Origin of the sequence: Acidisarcina polymorpha (assembly GCF_003330725.1) — a bacterium.
GTDB classification, from domain to species: domain Bacteria; phylum Acidobacteriota; class Terriglobia; order Terriglobales; family Acidobacteriaceae; genus Acidisarcina; species Acidisarcina polymorpha.
This window is the reverse complement of record NZ_CP030840.1, coordinates 2,795,161-2,812,099: the sequence shown is the minus strand read 5'-3', so window position 1 is coordinate 2,812,099 and position 16,939 is coordinate 2,795,161. Positions and strand designations below refer to the sequence as shown.

The 16,939-nt window shown below is 56.9% G+C and carries 14 protein-coding genes; 5 read left to right on the top strand and 9 right to left on the bottom strand.

The genetic code is table 11. The features are described 5' to 3' along the window. Positions 1–132 precede the first annotated feature (132 nt). A complete protein-coding gene (locus ACPOL_RS11970) occupies positions 133–999 on the top strand; it encodes an alpha/beta fold hydrolase (RefSeq protein ID WP_201759172.1) in 867 nt (288 codons plus the stop codon). A 317-nt stretch (positions 1,000–1,316) separates the two neighbouring features. Here the strand turns inward: ACPOL_RS11970 and ACPOL_RS11965 are convergent, their stop codons facing one another. The 6 genes from ACPOL_RS11965 to ACPOL_RS11940 all read right to left on the bottom strand — a co-directional run bounded on the left by ACPOL_RS11965 (position 1,317) and on the right by ACPOL_RS11940 (position 6,860). Further along, positions 1,317–1,769 carry a DMT family transporter gene (locus tag ACPOL_RS11965; protein WP_114207271.1) on the bottom strand — a complete coding sequence of 151 codons (453 nt, stop codon included), beginning with the start codon at positions 1,767–1,769 and terminating at the stop codon, positions 1,317–1,319. A 17-nt stretch (positions 1,770–1,786) separates the two neighbouring features. Next, positions 1,787–3,091, bottom strand: a complete 1,305-nt coding sequence (locus ACPOL_RS11960; RefSeq protein ID WP_114207270.1) for an arsenic transporter — start codon at positions 3,089–3,091, stop codon at positions 1,787–1,789. After that, on the bottom strand, positions 3,091–4,233 hold the full coding sequence (locus ACPOL_RS11955; protein ID WP_114207269.1) for a metallophosphoesterase family protein: 1,143 nt from the start codon (positions 4,231–4,233) through the stop codon (positions 3,091–3,093). The genes ACPOL_RS11960 and ACPOL_RS11955 overlap by 1 nt, the downstream gene beginning before the upstream one ends. Continuing rightward, positions 4,230–5,513 carry an MFS transporter gene (locus tag ACPOL_RS11950; RefSeq protein WP_114207268.1) on the bottom strand — a complete coding sequence of 428 codons (1,284 nt, stop codon included), beginning with the start codon at positions 5,511–5,513 and terminating at the stop codon, positions 4,230–4,232. Before ACPOL_RS11950 ends, ACPOL_RS11955 begins: the two co-directional genes overlap by 4 nt. Positions 5,514–5,516: 3 nt before the next feature. Beyond that, positions 5,517–6,101, bottom strand: a complete 585-nt coding sequence (locus ACPOL_RS11945) for a hypothetical protein (protein WP_114210791.1) — start codon at positions 6,099–6,101, stop codon at positions 5,517–5,519. Positions 6,102–6,254: 153 nt separating this feature from the next. Further along, positions 6,255–6,860 carry a hypothetical protein gene (locus tag ACPOL_RS11940; RefSeq protein WP_114207267.1) on the bottom strand — a complete coding sequence of 202 codons (606 nt, stop codon included), beginning with the start codon at positions 6,858–6,860 and terminating at the stop codon, positions 6,255–6,257. A gap of 298 nt (positions 6,861–7,158) precedes the next feature. Here ACPOL_RS11940 and ACPOL_RS11935 point away from each other — a divergent pair, with 298 nt between their 5' ends. The 3 genes from ACPOL_RS11935 to ACPOL_RS34695 are packed head-to-tail and all read left to right on the top strand — an operon-like array spanning position 7,159 to position 10,215. Next, the gene (locus tag ACPOL_RS11935; RefSeq protein WP_114207266.1) at positions 7,159–8,817 is read left to right on the top strand and encodes a sensor histidine kinase; all 1,659 of its coding nucleotides are present in this window, start codon (positions 7,159–7,161) and stop codon (positions 8,815–8,817) included. After that, positions 8,810–9,943, top strand: a complete 1,134-nt coding sequence (locus ACPOL_RS11930; protein WP_236657422.1) for a sigma-54-dependent transcriptional regulator — start codon at positions 8,810–8,812, stop codon at positions 9,941–9,943. The genes ACPOL_RS11935 and ACPOL_RS11930 overlap by 8 nt, the downstream gene beginning before the upstream one ends. After that, positions 9,931–10,215, top strand: coding sequence for a helix-turn-helix domain-containing protein (locus ACPOL_RS34695; RefSeq protein ID WP_236657421.1), 285 nt, complete (start codon positions 9,931–9,933; stop codon positions 10,213–10,215). The genes ACPOL_RS11930 and ACPOL_RS34695 overlap by 13 nt, the downstream gene beginning before the upstream one ends. 276 nt (positions 10,216–10,491) lie before the next feature. Here ACPOL_RS34695 and ACPOL_RS11925 read toward each other — a convergent pair whose 3' ends face one another. The 3 genes from ACPOL_RS11925 to ACPOL_RS11915 all read right to left on the bottom strand — a co-directional run bounded on the left by ACPOL_RS11925 (position 10,492) and on the right by ACPOL_RS11915 (position 14,858). Then, positions 10,492–11,175 (bottom strand): beta propeller repeat protein, encoded by a 684-nt coding sequence (locus tag ACPOL_RS11925; RefSeq protein ID WP_114207265.1) that lies wholly within the window; start codon positions 11,173–11,175, stop codon positions 10,492–10,494. Then, the gene (locus ACPOL_RS11920) at positions 11,172–11,627 is read right to left on the bottom strand and encodes a WD40/YVTN/BNR-like repeat-containing protein (RefSeq protein ID WP_114207264.1); all 456 of its coding nucleotides are present in this window, start codon (positions 11,625–11,627) and stop codon (positions 11,172–11,174) included. The genes ACPOL_RS11925 and ACPOL_RS11920 overlap by 4 nt, the downstream gene beginning before the upstream one ends. Positions 11,628–11,789: 162 nt before the next feature. Continuing rightward, the gene (locus tag ACPOL_RS11915) at positions 11,790–14,858 is read right to left on the bottom strand and encodes a sensor histidine kinase (protein ID WP_114207263.1); all 3,069 of its coding nucleotides are present in this window, start codon (positions 14,856–14,858) and stop codon (positions 11,790–11,792) included. Positions 14,859–15,764: 906 nt separating this feature from the next. Between ACPOL_RS11915 and ACPOL_RS11910 the strand changes: the two genes are divergently transcribed. Beyond that, a complete protein-coding gene (locus ACPOL_RS11910) occupies positions 15,765–16,796 on the top strand; it encodes a DUF4331 family protein (protein ID WP_114207262.1) in 1,032 nt (343 codons plus the stop codon). The last annotated feature ends 143 nt before the right edge of the window (positions 16,797–16,939 follow it).

The window sequence follows — 16,939 nt, the reverse complement described above, 5'->3', positions numbered from 1 at the left end:
GCGGACGAGCTTTTCTACGCCTTAGTCCCCCGGAAACCTGCTGTGACTTGATATCTCAAGCGGGCGATCTCGTCCGAAAGTGACAAAGCAGCATCGAAACAAGAAGTGGTTTCCCAAAACCGGGGGAAAGAATTGATTCAGCACTCAATGATTGAGGCGAATGGCGCGCGCTTTCACGTGGCGGAGATCGGCGAGGGGCAACCATTGCTCCTACTCCATGGCTGGCCGGAGTTCTGGTTTACATGGGAGCCCGTGATGACACGGCTGGCCGATCGCTTTCGTCTGATCGCGCCCGACCTGCGGGGATTCGGGGATAGTGACAAACCCGCCGGCCCTTTTGCCCCCCAAGACCATGCCGCCGATTTGCTGGCACTGTTGAACAAGCTCGCAATTGAGAAGATTGGAGTGGTTGGTCACGACGTAGGGGGCGCGGCTATGATGCCGTTCGCACGACTTGCTCCTGAGCGCATCGCGGGTCTGTTTTTCTTCAACTTTATTTATCCGGGCTTAGGCGCGCGCATGGGCGCGCCCAACTCTCTCAAGGAGATCTGGTACCAGTCCTTCAATCAGATGCCGATGGCTCCCGTGCTCGTTGGTGCTAGCCGCGAAACCTGCAAGGCATACTTCGGCTACTTCCTTCGTCACTGGACCTGGCGCAAAGAGGCGTTTGACGACGTCCTCGACATCTTCGTCGACAACTTCCTGAAGCCGGGCAATCTGGAAGGCGGCTTTGCTCACTACAAAGGGACACATGAAGGCCGCATCGCGATCATGAAGGGAGAGTCACCCAAGCTCCCGCAGATTGAAACACCTGCCTGCGTCCGCTGGGCTGAACATGATCCTGTCCTTCCATACGCCTGGACAGACCGGCTTTCAGAGACTTTTGCTCATCTGGATCTCGCGAAATTCCCCGACGTCGGGCACTTTCCTCATCGGGAAGATCCAGACCGGGCAGCCGAAGAGATCACTGGTTTCTTCAGACGAATTGGCTGGATTTAGAGCCGGGACGTGCGTTCCTCTACCCGCACGACATCGTTCCTCCCTTCAGTATCCTGTCGAGTCCGTGTTCAGCTTTCGTACCATCTCTACATGCCTCTTCGCTTCGGTAGTTTGGTTTCGAGGGTAGAGAAGCGTGCCTCGCATCTCTACGGAGAAGTCTCGGAAATTGCACGAATGAAGCGTCTGCGTGGTTCGAGCGGGCACCGATCTCGGATTCCACACGTGCCAAAATCTCTCAAGACAATGCCGTTCGTCTTCTGAAACTGTGATGGGGAAAAGTTCGACTTGTAGGGAGTTTTGCTCGCGGCAGTTCCCTCTCAGAATTTGGCGATGAGACTAATACCACCCACCAGCAGAACACCGCCGATCACGCGGCCTGCGTTCAGGGGGTGAGGTTGCATTCTGAACCAGCCGAAATGGTCGATCAGCAGCGAAGTGATGAGCGCAGCGGTCACCGTAATCCCAACGAACGGCCCAGCACCCACTTTGTTGACCAGAGTGAGGCCGGCATACACCTGCACTGCTCCTACCAGGCCGCCGACGACTGCCCACCAGGGCAATTCGACCAAGTCCTTCTGAGTCGGCAGCGGGCTGGGATGGATCAACGAAGCTCCAGCGAAAAAGAAGGTAATTAACGCAAATGAGATAGCCGAAGCGAGCCACGGGTTAACGACATGCTTGTTGAGTTGACCATTCATGGCCGCCCCGCAACTCTGTAGCGCGCCCCCGATGATGATGAATGGGATGATCCATCCGGCGTTCGCATTCATAAGACTCTCCTCAGTGTTTAGTGTTGTCCGGCCAATATGTTCATCAGGATCGCTCCGCCCAGCGCCGCGATCAGCGCCACAGGCATGGCGACGGCACCCACTTTCAAAAACTTCCAGAAGCTGACATCGAGCTTCTCCCCGCCTGCGTCTCCGTCCGAGTCCTTGCGAAGCGCAAGCAACCATAGAATCGTAGCCAGCGAGCCGGTGACCGAGAGATTGGGCCCGAGGTCCACGCCAATCAGAACGGCATTGGCAATCAGTCCCTTACTGTGAGCGGCTTGGAGCGTGCCGCCCGCGATCAATCCCAGAGGAAGGTTGTTCACGATGTTGTTCGCTACACCCACGACGAACCCAACAACCAGCGCACCGGCACTCTGGCCCAAATGCGAGGCCCAGGCGAGCCACTGTTGTGTCAGGTTCAAAGCTCCTTGACTCTCGACCGCATCGACCATAACAAACAGGCCCGCGACGAGCAGCAACGTCGCCCAACTAATCTCGCCTGCAAGTTTGGTGGGATTGCTCCTTGCCTTAATAGAGACAATCGCCGTAATCACAAGCGCCGCAAGGCACGTCGGCAGGCCGAGGTCCTTCTTCAGTGCGGAGGCAGTCAGCAGCACCGCAATCATCAGCGCAAGACCTCCGAGGACCAGCTTTCCGTTGCCGCTTAGCCTGGTATCTTCAACCTCGCAGTCGATGCTTTTGCCGAGGTCCTCTCGAAATAGAAAACGCATTACGAAAAACGTCACGACAATCGAAAACAGCGATGGGATGCCGAAGTCTGTGAGCCATGTGCCCAGGGGAGGCATATCGGTGTGAAAGACGACTAGATTCGCCGGGTTTGAGATCGGGAGCACAAAGCTCGCGGCGTTTGCAATGAACGCGCAGACGAATAGGTATGGAAGCGGCGAGACCTTTGCTTTACGTACCGCCGTTAGAATCGCGGGAGTCAACACAACAGCTGTCGCATCGTTTGACATGAAGATAGTCACCAGCGTCCCCACCCCATAAACCAACAGGAAGAGACGCGAGCAACTGCCCCTGGCTCCGCGGACCGCTACGGAAGCCACCCAATCGAAGACGCCCTGCTCCCGCGCCAGCTCGCTCAGCAGCATCATGCCGATGAGGAACAAGTAAACGTCGCTGCCCCTAGCGACCGCCTGGCCGGCAAGCTTGAGTGGCACGAGCCGCAGTGCGACCAAAAGCAACGCGCCGCCAGAGATCCACCAGACTTCGGGAATGCCGCGCGGGCGAATCAGCATCAGGGCGATGCTCACGGCGACAATCAACGGCAGAACAACATGTGCTATCTCTGTCGGGATCATCACCATTTCTTCCCATTCTTGTTCGGACCGAGTTGGGTTCCGAGCAGCCCATGTTCCGGCCATGCCTCCAGTGCGTTGTCCTGATCGCGTTCCTGAAACTTCCGTTCCGTGCGCTGTTCAACCGCGACACGAATCTCGTCGCTCGCGAGATTTCCATCCGCATCTTTGAAAGACACCTTCAAAGAATGTGTGCCCTCACCGGGACTGAGAACATGAGCCTCCCAAACGTGACTGTCGCTGACTCGCTTCATCGGCAGCGTTTGCCCGTCCAGATGAGCGATCCCTTCCACGGCCCCGACCGATCCCCAGAACTTTGCTCGAACCTTCAACGTTTCTTTCAGTATCTCGTTGGACTTTGTCAGAAGCCGCTCATCGCTCGGGGAGGTGATAACGGCAACGGGCAACCCGCCCAGTTCGATGAATCGCCAGCTCACTACGTTGCAGTCGATGTTAGTTACTGAATAGCCGACTGGTCCTTCTTCAATCTGCCCTGTGGATCGAGTTGCGGAGTAGAGTGTCCGGCCATCGTTGGCGATCTCGTTATAGTGAGTGTGACCCATATCGATTAGGCGAACATCATAGTCGCGGACGAGACGGCTTACCTCTTCTCCGCCGACCTTCAGGTCGCTTGGATAACAGTGCAAGAAAACAACTTTTTTCTGGCCGCTACTCGTTGCTTCTCGCAATTCCTCCTCTGCCCACAGCACCTGCTCTTCGGACACGGTGAAGGAAGGAGGCTCAGGCACGTCGAAGGCGTTCATGGCGAGGAATCGCGTGTCTCCTACTGTGAAGGCAAAGTGGGTTTGTTCCGACATCGCCTCGAGAAAGTTTGAAAAACTTTTCTCATGAACGTCGTGATCGCCAATGATGGCGCACCACGGGACATTCAGGCGGTCGAGCTCGCTGCGCACCACGGCATAGGCAGAGCGGCTACCGTCGTCGGCTACGTCCCCCGGAAGGAAGACGAAGCTTACAGAATCAGCGAATGCGTGATTGACTTCATTCACAATTTCCGCCAGGTCGAGGTGGTTCTGCTCTCCGGCCTTGATCATGTGGAGATCGCCAAAGTGAATCCAGCTAATCACACCAGCTGCATCGGGTGATTGGGGTCGGAATGGACGTTTCAACGCGAGAGCACTCATGCTGGAAGCTCCTGGGGAGCAATTGGGGTAGAAACATTTTTGTTTGGTTCGTTCCTGTCCGGAAGGGTTTCGCCAACAGCTGTCCATAAGAGAACAAACGCCAGCGCAGCAATTGCCCCCAGGGATAAGAAGGAGATGCGATAGCTGAAATGCTGGACCAACTCTCCACCGAACGTATTGCTGAGTGCGGCGCCGATCCCTACTGCAGTTGCGAGGCTGCCTTGCGCAAGATTGAACCGTCCCGTGCCGCGCGTTCTGTCTGCAACTACGAGGATGGAAACAACGACAAAGATTGCATTCGCCACGCCGTCGAGGACCTGGATCGCGATCAGGCTTCCCGCGTTGTGGGTCAAGGTGTAAAGAAGTGCGCGCATTGGAAGAACTCCAAAGCCTACCATCAGCAGCGGTTTACGCCCATGCCGGTTCGCGAACCGTCCAATAGCCGGGGCGAAGCACATGATGACCACCTGCGTCACGATGATGCAGGCCGACATAAACGGAGCGGCACTCGCTCGCGCGCCGTGCGAAAGCATCTCGCCGAGTTGCGGCAGCATGGCCGCGTTCGCGAAGTGGAAGAGGAAAGCGCACACGAGAAAGACCAGGAGAGTCCGGTCTCCAAGGAGAGTCTTCAGCACCGGAGTTCTCGCAGCGACTTCTTTACCGTCCACTTGGATCGCCCCGCCCCGGGCAAGATCGTAGTCGATGTCCTTGCTCTGAATCGCTCGGATCGTCATCACGGTCGGGATTGTCAGCACCGCAGCCGTGATAAAGATGGCTCGATTTCCGAAAAAATGACTCATGCCTGCAATCACAAGCGCACACGCCACGTTGCCGGCCGAGTTGAAAGACTGGTTCTTCCCAAATTGACGATCAAAGAACTTTACGCCGACGATTCCCATGGTGACCGCAGCAAGTGTCGGTCCGAGGAATGGCCCCGCACCTCCGATGAGGACCTGGGACGTATACACGGCCCATGGTGCAGCCGTGATACTCAGTAAGATCGCTCCTACAGCGAGAACGGCTGAAGCCAGGACGAGAATCAGTCTCTTTGCCCTGAGTTGATCGACAATGGCGCCAGCCGGAGCTTGCAGAACCACAGTGATGATGCCGCCGATGGTCAATGCCATTCCGACCCTACCCGGCTCCCAACCGGCCCCCGCAAGATAGGCAGCGAGAAACGGGCCGAGGCCGGTTTGCACGTCGGCGAGGAAGAAGTTCGTCGCCTCCAGGGCGTGAATACTTCGTTTCTTGCCGGGATCGATCTCCGTCACACTGGCCATTCGTTACAACTTTCCAGGAACTACAGCGCTTTTGAGTTGCAGGTTCTTGTGGCCTCTTCCAAGCTTGAGAGCACCACGTTGCTTCACATGAGCGAGAGCTTCCGCAGCGCGTGCAAACTCAAGGGCCTGGTGATAGACGCGAGCCTTGAACGCACTGGCGGCGCTGTTGCGAGAGCTTTCATAGATCGCGGTCAGTGGGTTGGAGTGCTCCTCTTCTTCCTTCCAGTGCTCATCTGCCCTTCTCGTCAGTTCATCGAACTGCTCCGTGATGGACGCTTTGAGTTCGGCAGAGACGCGGACGGCACCAGAGACCCCGCCGGCGAGGACTGCGAAGCTAAGATGCTCCAATGCCCGGAGAAGATCGGCAGCGTCTTTGCTGTGTCCGTCTTTGATAGATCGCTGGGCCAACGTAGTAAGTTCGACAACTGCATCCGTCACAGACGACTTTAAGGATTGCCGGAGAACCGCGATCCTCCCCATGTGCTCATAGGCGCGTCGCAGGTCGCTCGCCGGGCCATGCTTTTCGTGGTGATGCCCAGGAGTTTTTTTGCCGGCCTTCTTTGCTGCTGCCTTCTTCGGAGGTGGCATAAGCGTCGTCCTTTCTTTCTTGGGTGAAGAATTCGATGCAACTAGGTCGGCCCATTGAGCCGACAAGCTGGATTGATCGAGAAGCCACGTCGGCCCACCGACCTGACGGAACGAACATCCGCCAAGAAACAACATTTGCGCGTAATCGCATTCTCAGTTCTGGGGAGGCGCTGGGGGCGGGGCCATTCCGTCAGGAGGTGGCGGAGGAGGCCCACCGAAATTGCGCGGAGGCGACGGTGCGTTGACTGCTGCGCCACAAGGTGCCGGTACAGCGGCCCTGTTTCTGCTTCCTGGTGCGGGTGCGGGAGGCGCCTGCGATGCTCCCGGCGGGGGTGGCTCCACGCCTTCAGCCAGGGGCCCCGGCGCGGGATCATTCGCCGAAAAGGTTTGATCGTTCAACCGGACGCTGGCCGCCTCGACTAGAGACTGTCCATTGATCTCTGACTTCGTGCCGGTCACGGTTATCTTTTCTCCCTTTCGGACTGTGGGGCCGATTTGCCCTCCCAGTCCCGGCGCCAGATTAACAACGCTGCCGTTCTGGAGGTACAAGCTGCGTGCCTCTCCCCGCGGACCTGCGTTGAAAGCACGGACGCGAGAGGATTGGGTCACCATAGGAACTTGTTGCGGAGGAGGCGCAGGCGCAGCAGCCGGCGGAACAGTGGGAGGGGCTGGGGATGCGGCAACCGGACTTTGCGCAAAAGCCGCAGAGCTAAATATCAGTCCAAGAACCGCAATCCTTAGGGAAGATGGAATGTACATGAGCAACACCTCTGCCAGTCAATAGGGCAAGCGGCGTGCCATTCCTCAAGACCCTCAAAGTCCTGCGATCACCCGGTGTCTGGTGGGTCGGAGACTTCTGGAAGCACTCGGACCGGCCGTAATTCGCTCGCATGCTGTGCGGATTGCGCACAAGTCGTGTTCAGTAGCTAAGGTCTCTTGGCAGCTGATCTTCATGGCGTCGCCAATAGGAGCACCATTACCGATGGCAGCCAAGTTGCATACCATAGTGGTACGTCTCGATAGAAGCTATGCGAGAGGAATACTGGAAAGGAGACGAATGGCGAAGATCTTTTGGAGAAGCCTTCGCTCCCGCATTCTGTTACTCGTGATTTTGACGCTCCTGTTCCTCGCAGCCGCTGCCATCAGCCTGTTTACGTTTCTTCGCAATCGCCATGCGGAAACGCTCGCACTGACCGAGCATCATCTTGTCAGCGTCGCTGTCAGTCTCGCGCGGAACTACGCAGATCATAGGACGGCAGATAGTTCTCTGCGGGCGATCAAGCCGCGTCCACCACAGCCGCCTCCGCCTCCTGCTGTGCCACGAAGCCCTGACCAAAACGCGCCACCGCCCCCGAAACCTGATCCGCTCAAAGATCTCACGACGGAAACCTTGCAGCACGAGGACGGTGTCGAGGGTGCCTTCTACGCTGCCAGAGCTGATGCGTTGATCGGCTACGCCTTCCCAACCCACGAGGGACCAGGGGCTGAGAAAGGCATGCCCGAGCGAGAGCGTCCCACGATCGAGAACCTTGCGCGTGAAGCGGTTGCGGCGAATGCTATTAAGACATTTCGCTTTGAGGGACCGCATGACGCCATCCTCTTCGTAGCGGTGCCAATTCATGAATCGTCCAGTGGGATTCATCTAGCCGGGACTACAGACGAAGTCACCGGAGCTGCCTGGCTGATGGAGCGTCTCCCCGGAATTGAAGGCGGACAGAATCGCGAACTCTTGTTTGGCAGTGTCGGGTTCGGCATCGCGGCACTGATGACCGCGTTGCTCGCGGTGTTCGTTACGACGGAGATTCGCAGCGGAGTCAATATCGTTCTCCAACGCTTGGGTTCGATGGAAGGCGGTTTGCCTGCCGCGAGTCAGCCGACGCAAGGCCGCCCACCGCTCGAGGAATTCGACCGTGTTCTCCACGGTATCGACTCGCTGGCGCTCGCCTTGCAGGAAAAGATCGAAAACGAGCGAACATTGGAATCACAGGTCCGCCACAACGAACGGCTCTCTGCGCTGGGCCAATTTGCTGCGGGTATAGCCCACGAGCTACGAAATCCTCTAGGCACGATCAGGATGAGAACTCAGATGTGGCAGCGCTCTGCCGATTCCGAGGCTGCCAGGCGGAGCAGCGCGGTGATCCTCGAAGAAATCGATCGCCTCGATACGATCATCAGCCGTCTCCTCTACTTCGCCAGACCGATTGAGCTTCAACTTCAGCCCGTAGCGGTGGATGATCTATGCGCAGTCACGGCCTCTACATGGGCCGATAAAGAAACCGCCAAAGGAGTTGAGATTATCTGCGAGGCGGCGTCGCACAGCGTCGTCCCCGCAGACCGGGGCAGACTGGTCCAGGTGCTCGACAACCTGATGGAGAATGCCGTTTATTCAGCGTCGCATTTCGCCGCGCAAGGTGGAAGCGTAACGATCACCGCGACATTTGATGCAGACTTCGCTCGCATTGACATCACGGACAACGGGCGTGGGTTTACGCCTGCAGCCCTGCGTCACGCGCTGGACCCGTTCTACACCACCAAGGAAACCGGAACCGGACTGGGTCTTTCCATCTCGTTTGAGATTATGCAGGCTCATGAGGGCGAGTTGCTTCTTGCAAACCGGGAGGGTGGAGGAGCCGTCGCTTCCCTCAAGCTGCCATTAGATAGAGTGGATCGCGATACGCTAAGACCGGCGGATGAAGAGGCAGGACAAAATGTCTGAAGTGCTCATCGTGGACGACGATCATAACTTTCGGGAGACCCTGCGGGAACTGCTTTCGGACGCGGGATACCAGACCCTTACTGCAACGAATGCAGAAGAAGCCATCACCTTGCTTCAGACCACGACTCCTGAACTTACGCTCTGCGATTGGAAGATGCCTGGCGGAGGAGGAGAACAGTTTCTCAAGAGCCTCCAGTCAGAAGGGCTATTGACCGTTATGCCCGTCATCATTCTCACCGCTCACGGCACCGGGCCGAATGCGATGCAAGCCATGCAGCTGGGCGCTTACGACTTCATCACAAAACCCCTCGATATCGATCTGGCGCTTGCTACGGTAGCACGCGCTATCCGGCACATGGAGCTACAGCGCGAGGTCGAACTACTCAGAAAACAGAGGTTCACAGATCGCCTTCTTGAAGACGTCAGCACCTCCGAAGAAGCGTTGAAACCCCAGCTAATCGGCAACTCGCCGGCATGGATTGAGGTCTTCAAGAACATCGGAAGGGTTGCCGCTACCGACGTCGGAGTTTTGCTGCTGGGGGAATCGGGAACCGGAAAAGAGGTCGTTGCCCGCGCGATCCACCAAAATAGCGCGAGAAGTCGTCGCTCCTTCATCATCCTCAACTGCGCAGCGTTGCCTCCCGAACTGCTGGAGTCCGAACTCTTCGGACACGAACGTGGCGCCTTCACCGGAGCCGTCTCGCAGAAACGCGGGAAGTTTGAAGCCGCAGACGGAGGCACGATCTTTTTGGATGAGATCGGAGAACTGCCGCTCTCGCTTCAGCCCAAGCTCCTGCGTGTCTTGCAGGAACACGCCTTTGAGCGGGTCGGCGGAACTGCTTCCATCCGTACCGATGTTAGAGTTATTGCTGCAACAAATCGTCCGTTAGAAGAGGACGTAGAGCAAAAGACCTTCCGAGCCGATCTCTTCTATCGCCTGAACGCCTTCAGTGTCCGGCTCCCACCGCTTCGCGAACGTCAACCCGACATACTCCCGTTAGCGGAATACTTCCTCATCCGCTACGGGCAGCGGAATCAAATCGCATCTGCTGGACTTGCTGCCGATGCCATAGTGGCCTTGCAAAGCTACTCCTTTCCAGTAATGTCCGCGAATTGGAACATCTGATCGAGCGGGCTGCCGTTAAGGCTGGCGGTAGGGCCATCACAGCCGAGCTGATCCAGGACGAGTTAACGAGAGAGATGAGTGCCGCACCCGGCGCATTCGACGTTCAGGCAGCAGAAGCAAAGCCGTTCCACGAAGCGGTTGCAAGTTGGGAGCGCCATCTGGTCGAGCAAGCGTTGAACGCATCCCGAGGCAACAAGTCCGATGCCGCCCGGCGGCTAGGCATCCATCGACGGTTGCTCTACGAGAAGCTCGCACAGCTCAAGGTGATCTAGCCTTCTGCCGCTTCTTTCTTTCGGCTCCGGCTTCCAGCGTGTTCTTGACGAGGCGCGTCAGTCGTAAACAACCTCGCTGCCTTGCGTCTCGCTAAGAGCTGAGAGGAGCCGGTTCCCGTCCTGACTCGCGCTCCACAAGGATTACCTATGAAGTAAGGGTCTCCGATGAGGGGGCTTTTAGGTCGAGTTCCCCGAGGTTGGCTTTCGATCGTCCGCTTTCCCGTCGCCGAAAGCACTACAAAAATCTCCATAGCTTGAGGTCCCGCGTGGTGATGCTTAGAAGCTGATCTTAAGGATTTTGCCGTTGTTGCCGACGAACCATCCAGCTTTCGGACTCGCAAAAGCGACCGCCCAGTAACCGCTGACCTCCGGCAGCTTGAACCAGGTTTGTCCTTCATCGGGACTCCAAGCGGCTTCGCCGGAGGTGAAGTTCGGCTGAGTCTCGGTCGTAATCACGACGCTCCTGTCGTGTTCATGGCCGGAGTGGCCATGATTATCCCAGTTGTCGCGATGGCCCCAATCATTCTCATGTTCAAGGCCACTCACATACGCAAGACCGAAGATGGCGCCGGGAATAGGAGGCTTGGTGGTAAGCGTCCAGGTTTGCCCGCCGTTCTCCGAAGTCGCGGCCTGGGCGGCACTGTTGCCGGTCAAATCGCCTCCGCCCACGATTCCATGCCAGGGATCTCGAAACGCCACCGAGAAACCGCCCGCATTAGGATTGCTTACGAGCGGAGTGTCATACGCATTCCAGGTGTCGCCACCATCCCGGGTGGCCAGGATCCGGGCTATGCTTGAGCCCCCAGTTGCAATCCACGCGTCTTGCCATCCCTGTGTAGCAATGCAGGTTCCGCTCGAGGAGAACGAAGCTTCGCCGGCTAAGGCGGGTGGCATATTGCCGGCTATCGAGTGCCAGGTTGAGCCATTTGTAGTGCGAATGTCGGGAAAGACGCCGTTCACCGAATCGCTATGCGTGATGCCACGCTCCGGAGTCCAGAACGCAAAGCAGTCATAGAAAGCATTGACCTCTTATTCTTGAACTGGATAGTCCAATGCAAGCCAGCGTCTTCCGTCTTGTAGATGCGAAAATCTCCAGTATTGTTCCCGATGGACATCAGGTAAGCGATCCGGTCGCTCACGCCTTGCACGTCGCGGAATTCCAGGCCTTCGGCCCCCGGTACGACCCCGGACTTCCAGGTCGCACCTCCATCGGTCGTAACCACGTACGTTCCGCCAGCTCCGGCTGCCCAGACGACTTTGGAGTTTACCGGACTGACGGCAATCAGCAGCTGGGTGGTGCCGCTGTGCTGTGCGATCAGGGTAGGTTGATGACCCTTCCATGCTTCTTGCGCATATCCGGAAGTAGAGGCGGTGACCATCGAAAGAATGAGTAGAAACGAGCGCTTTAGCATCAAATTTCTCCCCCCGGACCGGCAGTTGGATTGTAGAGAAGTATAGGAACGCCGCAGAAGCCGCGTCAAATCAGGACCTAAGAGTGTATAACCTGCTAGCGCCTCGCCGTTACAGAATGGATATCTCTCGGGTTCATTTCGACCGACAACTCTAGGGGGACTTTATGACGGATCCCGATGTCGAGCGGCGCGGCGATAGAGACTCCGCAGTCTCGAGAACATGCCGGTGTCGGGATGTGTAAAGCTCACGTTTCCCGCGACGACCACTAAAATATCGGTCCCTGATTCAGCGGAGTTCAGGATGGTGAGTCTTGCGCCGATGCGGGCGGCGCGTTCGCGCATGCCCCGCAGGCCGAAGTGGCCTTCTCTTCCGTTCATCGCGTAGTCTGGATCGATACCAACCCCATTGTCCCGGATATGAAGCGCCAGGTCCTGGCCATACGTCAGGTCAATTTCCAGAGAACTCCCATGCGAGTGGGCTTTTGCATTCTGAATCGCTTCGCGTCCGATTCGATACAATTCGTCGCGAACGATCGGATGTAACTCTCGCGCATCCCCAATCACCGAAACCGAGATGGTCATGCCGTCAGGGACCACCCCGCTTTCGGCGGCCCGCTTGAGCGCCGGTCCAAGGTCGTTCTTCAGTATCGTTGAGGACCGCAGCGAGTTCAGTGCTGCGCGGCCTTCCTCGATTGCCTGCTCCAGCCAAGCCGAAACCTGTCCTAATGCGTGGTGCATCTTCACCGCGTCCAATGGGTCCTCCAGTCCATCGTCCACCACGAATTTGCTGCCTTGTATCGTTTGCAGGAAGGTATCGTGCAACTCTCTTGCCATGCGTGTCCGTTCTGACAACCGCTCGTCAAACCGAGCGCTAATGGCGCTTGCAATCTGCCGGGTCCTGAGCCGGTAGAAGACCCAAGTGGTGCAGAGAACGAAAGCAACGCAAAGCGCTCGAACCCAGTTCGTCTGAAACCATGCGGGAGCGACGCTGAGGTTCAAGGTTGCACCGTCTTCATTCCAGATACCGTCGTTGTTGCACGCGATCACCCTGAACCGGTACCGCCCCGGAGCGAGATCGTTATAAAAGGCCTGGCGCCGCGTGCCCGGCTCTTGCCACTCCGCATCATGCCCCTCCAGTTTGTAGCGGAATCGGACCTTCTGCGGAACGACAAAGCTCAGCGCCGTGTAGTCGATTTCCAGTTCACGAGTAAGGGCCGGTATCTGCAGTCCGTCGATGGGGGAGTAAGCTTTCCGATCTGCAACAAGTTCTTCCACGTGAACCGGCGGAGGGAAGGGATTGGAGGCTAAGTGGGCTGGGTCAATCACCTGCAATACGGCTCCATGCCCGAACCACATCCGTCCATCCGCGCTTCTTCCCGCCGCGGCGAAGGGAGAGCTGCGTCCCGGCCGGACGCCATCGAACACGTCAAAGACCCTCACCTGAACCGGACCGTCGGGTTGCTTCCACCACTTTTCCATCTCGGCGCCAGAAATCTCAACCAGGCCGCACTGCATATACAGCCAGAGAGCGCCATGGTCGTCGGGAACAAACGCATGCACCCAGTCGCAGGGAAGGCCATTGTTGGTGGCAAGATTCTGTCGCTTCCCCTCCTTCCACCCGATGAGCCCGAACTCCGTTGCCCCCAATACAGAACCATCGGGATTCGCTGTCACTTGTTCTACGCGCGAGTCTTGTTTGTGCTCGAAGTGAAACGTCTCCGTTCTCCCTCGCCTTACCCTGGCTAGGTCGCCATTCAGAAGGCCCAACCAAATACCACCTTGCGGATCAGGTGCAATACTGCGGGCAGCAGGCGTTTGCGGCGCGGGAAGTTCCTCGACAACTCTGAAGTTGCGTATGCGCAGCAGACTCTTGGTGCCTTTGTTTAAGGTCTCGGCCCAGATGTTTCTGTCGGCATCTTCAGCGATAGCGTAGACCCACCCGACTGGACCACCACCGTCCCTCCTGATTTGGAAGAATTTTCCGTTTGTGCAGATAGAAAGCGTTTCATCGATGCCAACCCACAATCGGCCGGCATGATCCTCGAAGAGAGATGTGACTTGATTGCCGGGCAGGCCTTTCCCGGTTCGTATCAAAGAGACTTGGTCGCCGTGAAGCCCCTCCAATGCGCTGTCGCTTCCTACCCAGACTGTGCCATCCCGCGAGGTAAGAACGGAATCCACTTCGCTAACGTCCAGTGCCTGGTGCGGAGCGAAGGTGGCGACGGGGACGTCGTGGAAGAGGTCAATTCCTTTGTCGCTACCAACCCACAAGTTACCTTCGCGATCCTCGTAGAAATGTTGTACGAAGTCATCCGACAAACCATCAGCACTCCGGAAATGGTCCACGTTTTCGCCGTGAACACGATAGATTCCCTGCGAATAGACCCCGATCCACAGCGAGCCTTGACGGTCTAAGAAAAGTGCAGAGATCGGGAGCGTAGCGCCTTCAAACCGGGGCGCTTGAAAAGCTTTCCAGGCGCCTCGGACGAGTTGCTGCAATTTAGGGTCAGGGCCGGCAAATGACATTCCCGCCCATATCGAGCCGTCGGGACTGGCAACGAGACTCGTCACACCGGACTGCCCCTCGCTTGATCGCAGCCCCCTCGTGGTGTAGACGCTATGGGACTCGGCGGTCCAACGAACCACCTCCGATGCCCCGCCGATCCAAAGATTTCCTTGGGAGTCCTCGGCCAGCACGGAGGCATAAGCCGGAATTCCTTCGGCCTTCCCATAACAGCGGAACCCGGTTGCGACGATCTGGCAAAGAGGCCCGTGAAGAGCGCCATCTCCGCGGGAGTTGAACCAAATGGTTCCGTTCCTATCTTCGAGGATCTGGGTAACAACTCCGGGCAAGTCCACATTCATCAAGTTATGGTTCACCCAATGGCTGAGCCCGGACGTTGTGCCGATCCATAAGCTTCCGTCCCTCGCTCCGAGCAAAGAAGTAATAATGGAGGAAGGCAGATGCTGGCCGGCCGGTAGAACCCAGGGAACAAAGCGAACTCCGTCGAAGCGAACCAGGCCATTCTGCGTTCCAATCCACATATAGCCATCGACGGTTTGTGTGATTGTATATACTCCCGCATTCAAAAACCCGTCCTGCACTCTCCACGCGGTGTGCCCGTACTGAGAGATGTGCCGGCCCGGATCGACCGCCCAGACCGAGCTTACGAAGCAGCAGAACCAAAAGCACATTGCGGGAATGAGGAGCGGAATCCGCAAGTTATTCACCTCGGTGCTGCGACTGCAAGTTTTCTCCGGAGCGGACTGGCTCCAATATTCCTGCGGGACCAGATACGAATGGAATGCTTCGAGTGTTGGCGCTCCGGAAAGACTACACCGCTCAAGACCGGAATCGCAGGGAATAGCCTATCGTGTTTATTCGTGTGTGGGATAGATCACGATCAATAGTCGCAATCCTGACATTTTCTACAGGTAGCCTCTCCGTCAGGTCTCATAGGAAGTCAATTGAGAACGAAACTGACTGTTACCAATATCGCGAAATAGATCCAAGCAAACCAGAACGTTGCTCCGGAATCGAAATCCCAGTTATTCTAGATCCTCGCCGAGATTGCTGGCCACTCTTATGATCATTGCAGTAAGTGCCAGTGAGCAGCAGATATAAACCGGCAGAGATGGCGGGTAAGTCCTTCACGGCCACGACCGAACCAATGTGAATCTTAGCTTTGGCTCTTAGTCAAACTGTAGAAAATCGCAGGTCAATTTCTGTAGTTCCTTACGTGTCCTCCTACACGAAACAAAGCTACCATGATCCTGGGCCATTTGTGATGTGGCATACGATAGGCACCAAGCATCCGCTGCCATAACGGCTGAGCTCAATAACTACATCCCCCGGACCTTTCAATTCGCATAAGCGATCAACGCAGCAGAGTCGTCTAGCAACAACGTGTGAACATAGTTCAGATGAAACGAAGAGGTCTCCATACCTATATGCGATCAATCGACAGAGCGGATAACCCTGAGGCAAGGAGAAGCAAGATAACCAACCTATCTCGCCGGCAAGTTTTATTTAGCGGCGCAGTCGTGGTGGCGGGAATGAGCCTACCGCGGACCGCCTCGGCCCTGGCGATTCCAAGCGACCGCCGATCGCTTTCAGCAAACACAAAGGGAGAAAACATGTCTCATCACCTCGACTCACCAATCGCCCGCCAGGACGTTCGTCTTGACATCACCGATCTGTACGTCTTTCGCGGCGAGACCGGCACTGCGTTTGTGATCAACGTTTGTCACTCGATCGCAAAACCTCCAATTCCCGGTTACCATCCCGAGGGCATGTACGAATTCAAGATCGATCTGAACGGCGATGCTGTTGAGGAGGTCACCTACCGGCTTACATTCGAGGAACGCGACGCCCAGGGCAAGCAGAAGTACACCATTCGCCGCATTAACGGTAAAGAAGCAATCGACCCGCACGCGGCAGGTACGGTCGTGGCACAAGGGACGACGGATGAGACTGTCACCACGCCGTCGGGCTTGCGCGCCTGGGCCGGTCATGCTGGTGACCCGTTCTGGATTGAGCCGGACGTGCTCCATGCGGTTGGACACGCCTTCGAGGATGGAACCACTGTGGATCTTACCGGCTGGGACCCAAGCAAGGCGCACAACTTGTTTGCTGGTCATACGGTCCATGCCATCGTGTTGGAAGTGCCTGATGCTGAACTACTCACCGGTGCAGGCGACAACCGGAAGATCGGTGTATGGGCAGTCGCTACACTCGCAACGGATGCAGGCGGATGGCGCTCGATCAACCGTGTCGGACTTCCGATGATGCCGCCCCTGTTCGCCCAGTTTGACGAAGATTTTGGCAATCGCCTCAACGCCGGACATCCTTCCGAGGATTTCGCAACCTACGGATCTCACGTTACCGAGTCCATCAGCGCCGTGGTTGCCGCCTATGGTACGGCTGAAGATTCCCACGCCTATGCGGAGAAGATCGCCCATCGCTTGCTCCCCAATATGCTCCCGTACACTGTCGGAACACAGGCATCGCTTGGTTTCGTCGAGTGGAATGGTCGATCTCTCACGGACAATGCACCCAACGTGATGTTCTCTACCGCGGCGAACACTCCCATTAAGCTTGGAATCGGCAAGGAGTCGGTCACGTCGAAGCCACGAAAGACGTTTCCCTATATCCCTGTTGCCGTGTAAGAAGTAGCAGTGTCAAGGACCGGTCGACTGGGTTGCGGTTGAGATCCAGTCGACGGTCGTAACACTCGCTTCGGCCGCCGACCATGATTTCGTCCCTCTCCCCAACGGTGCACCGAGTCAAGTAGAAGGGGTTTGATCCACTA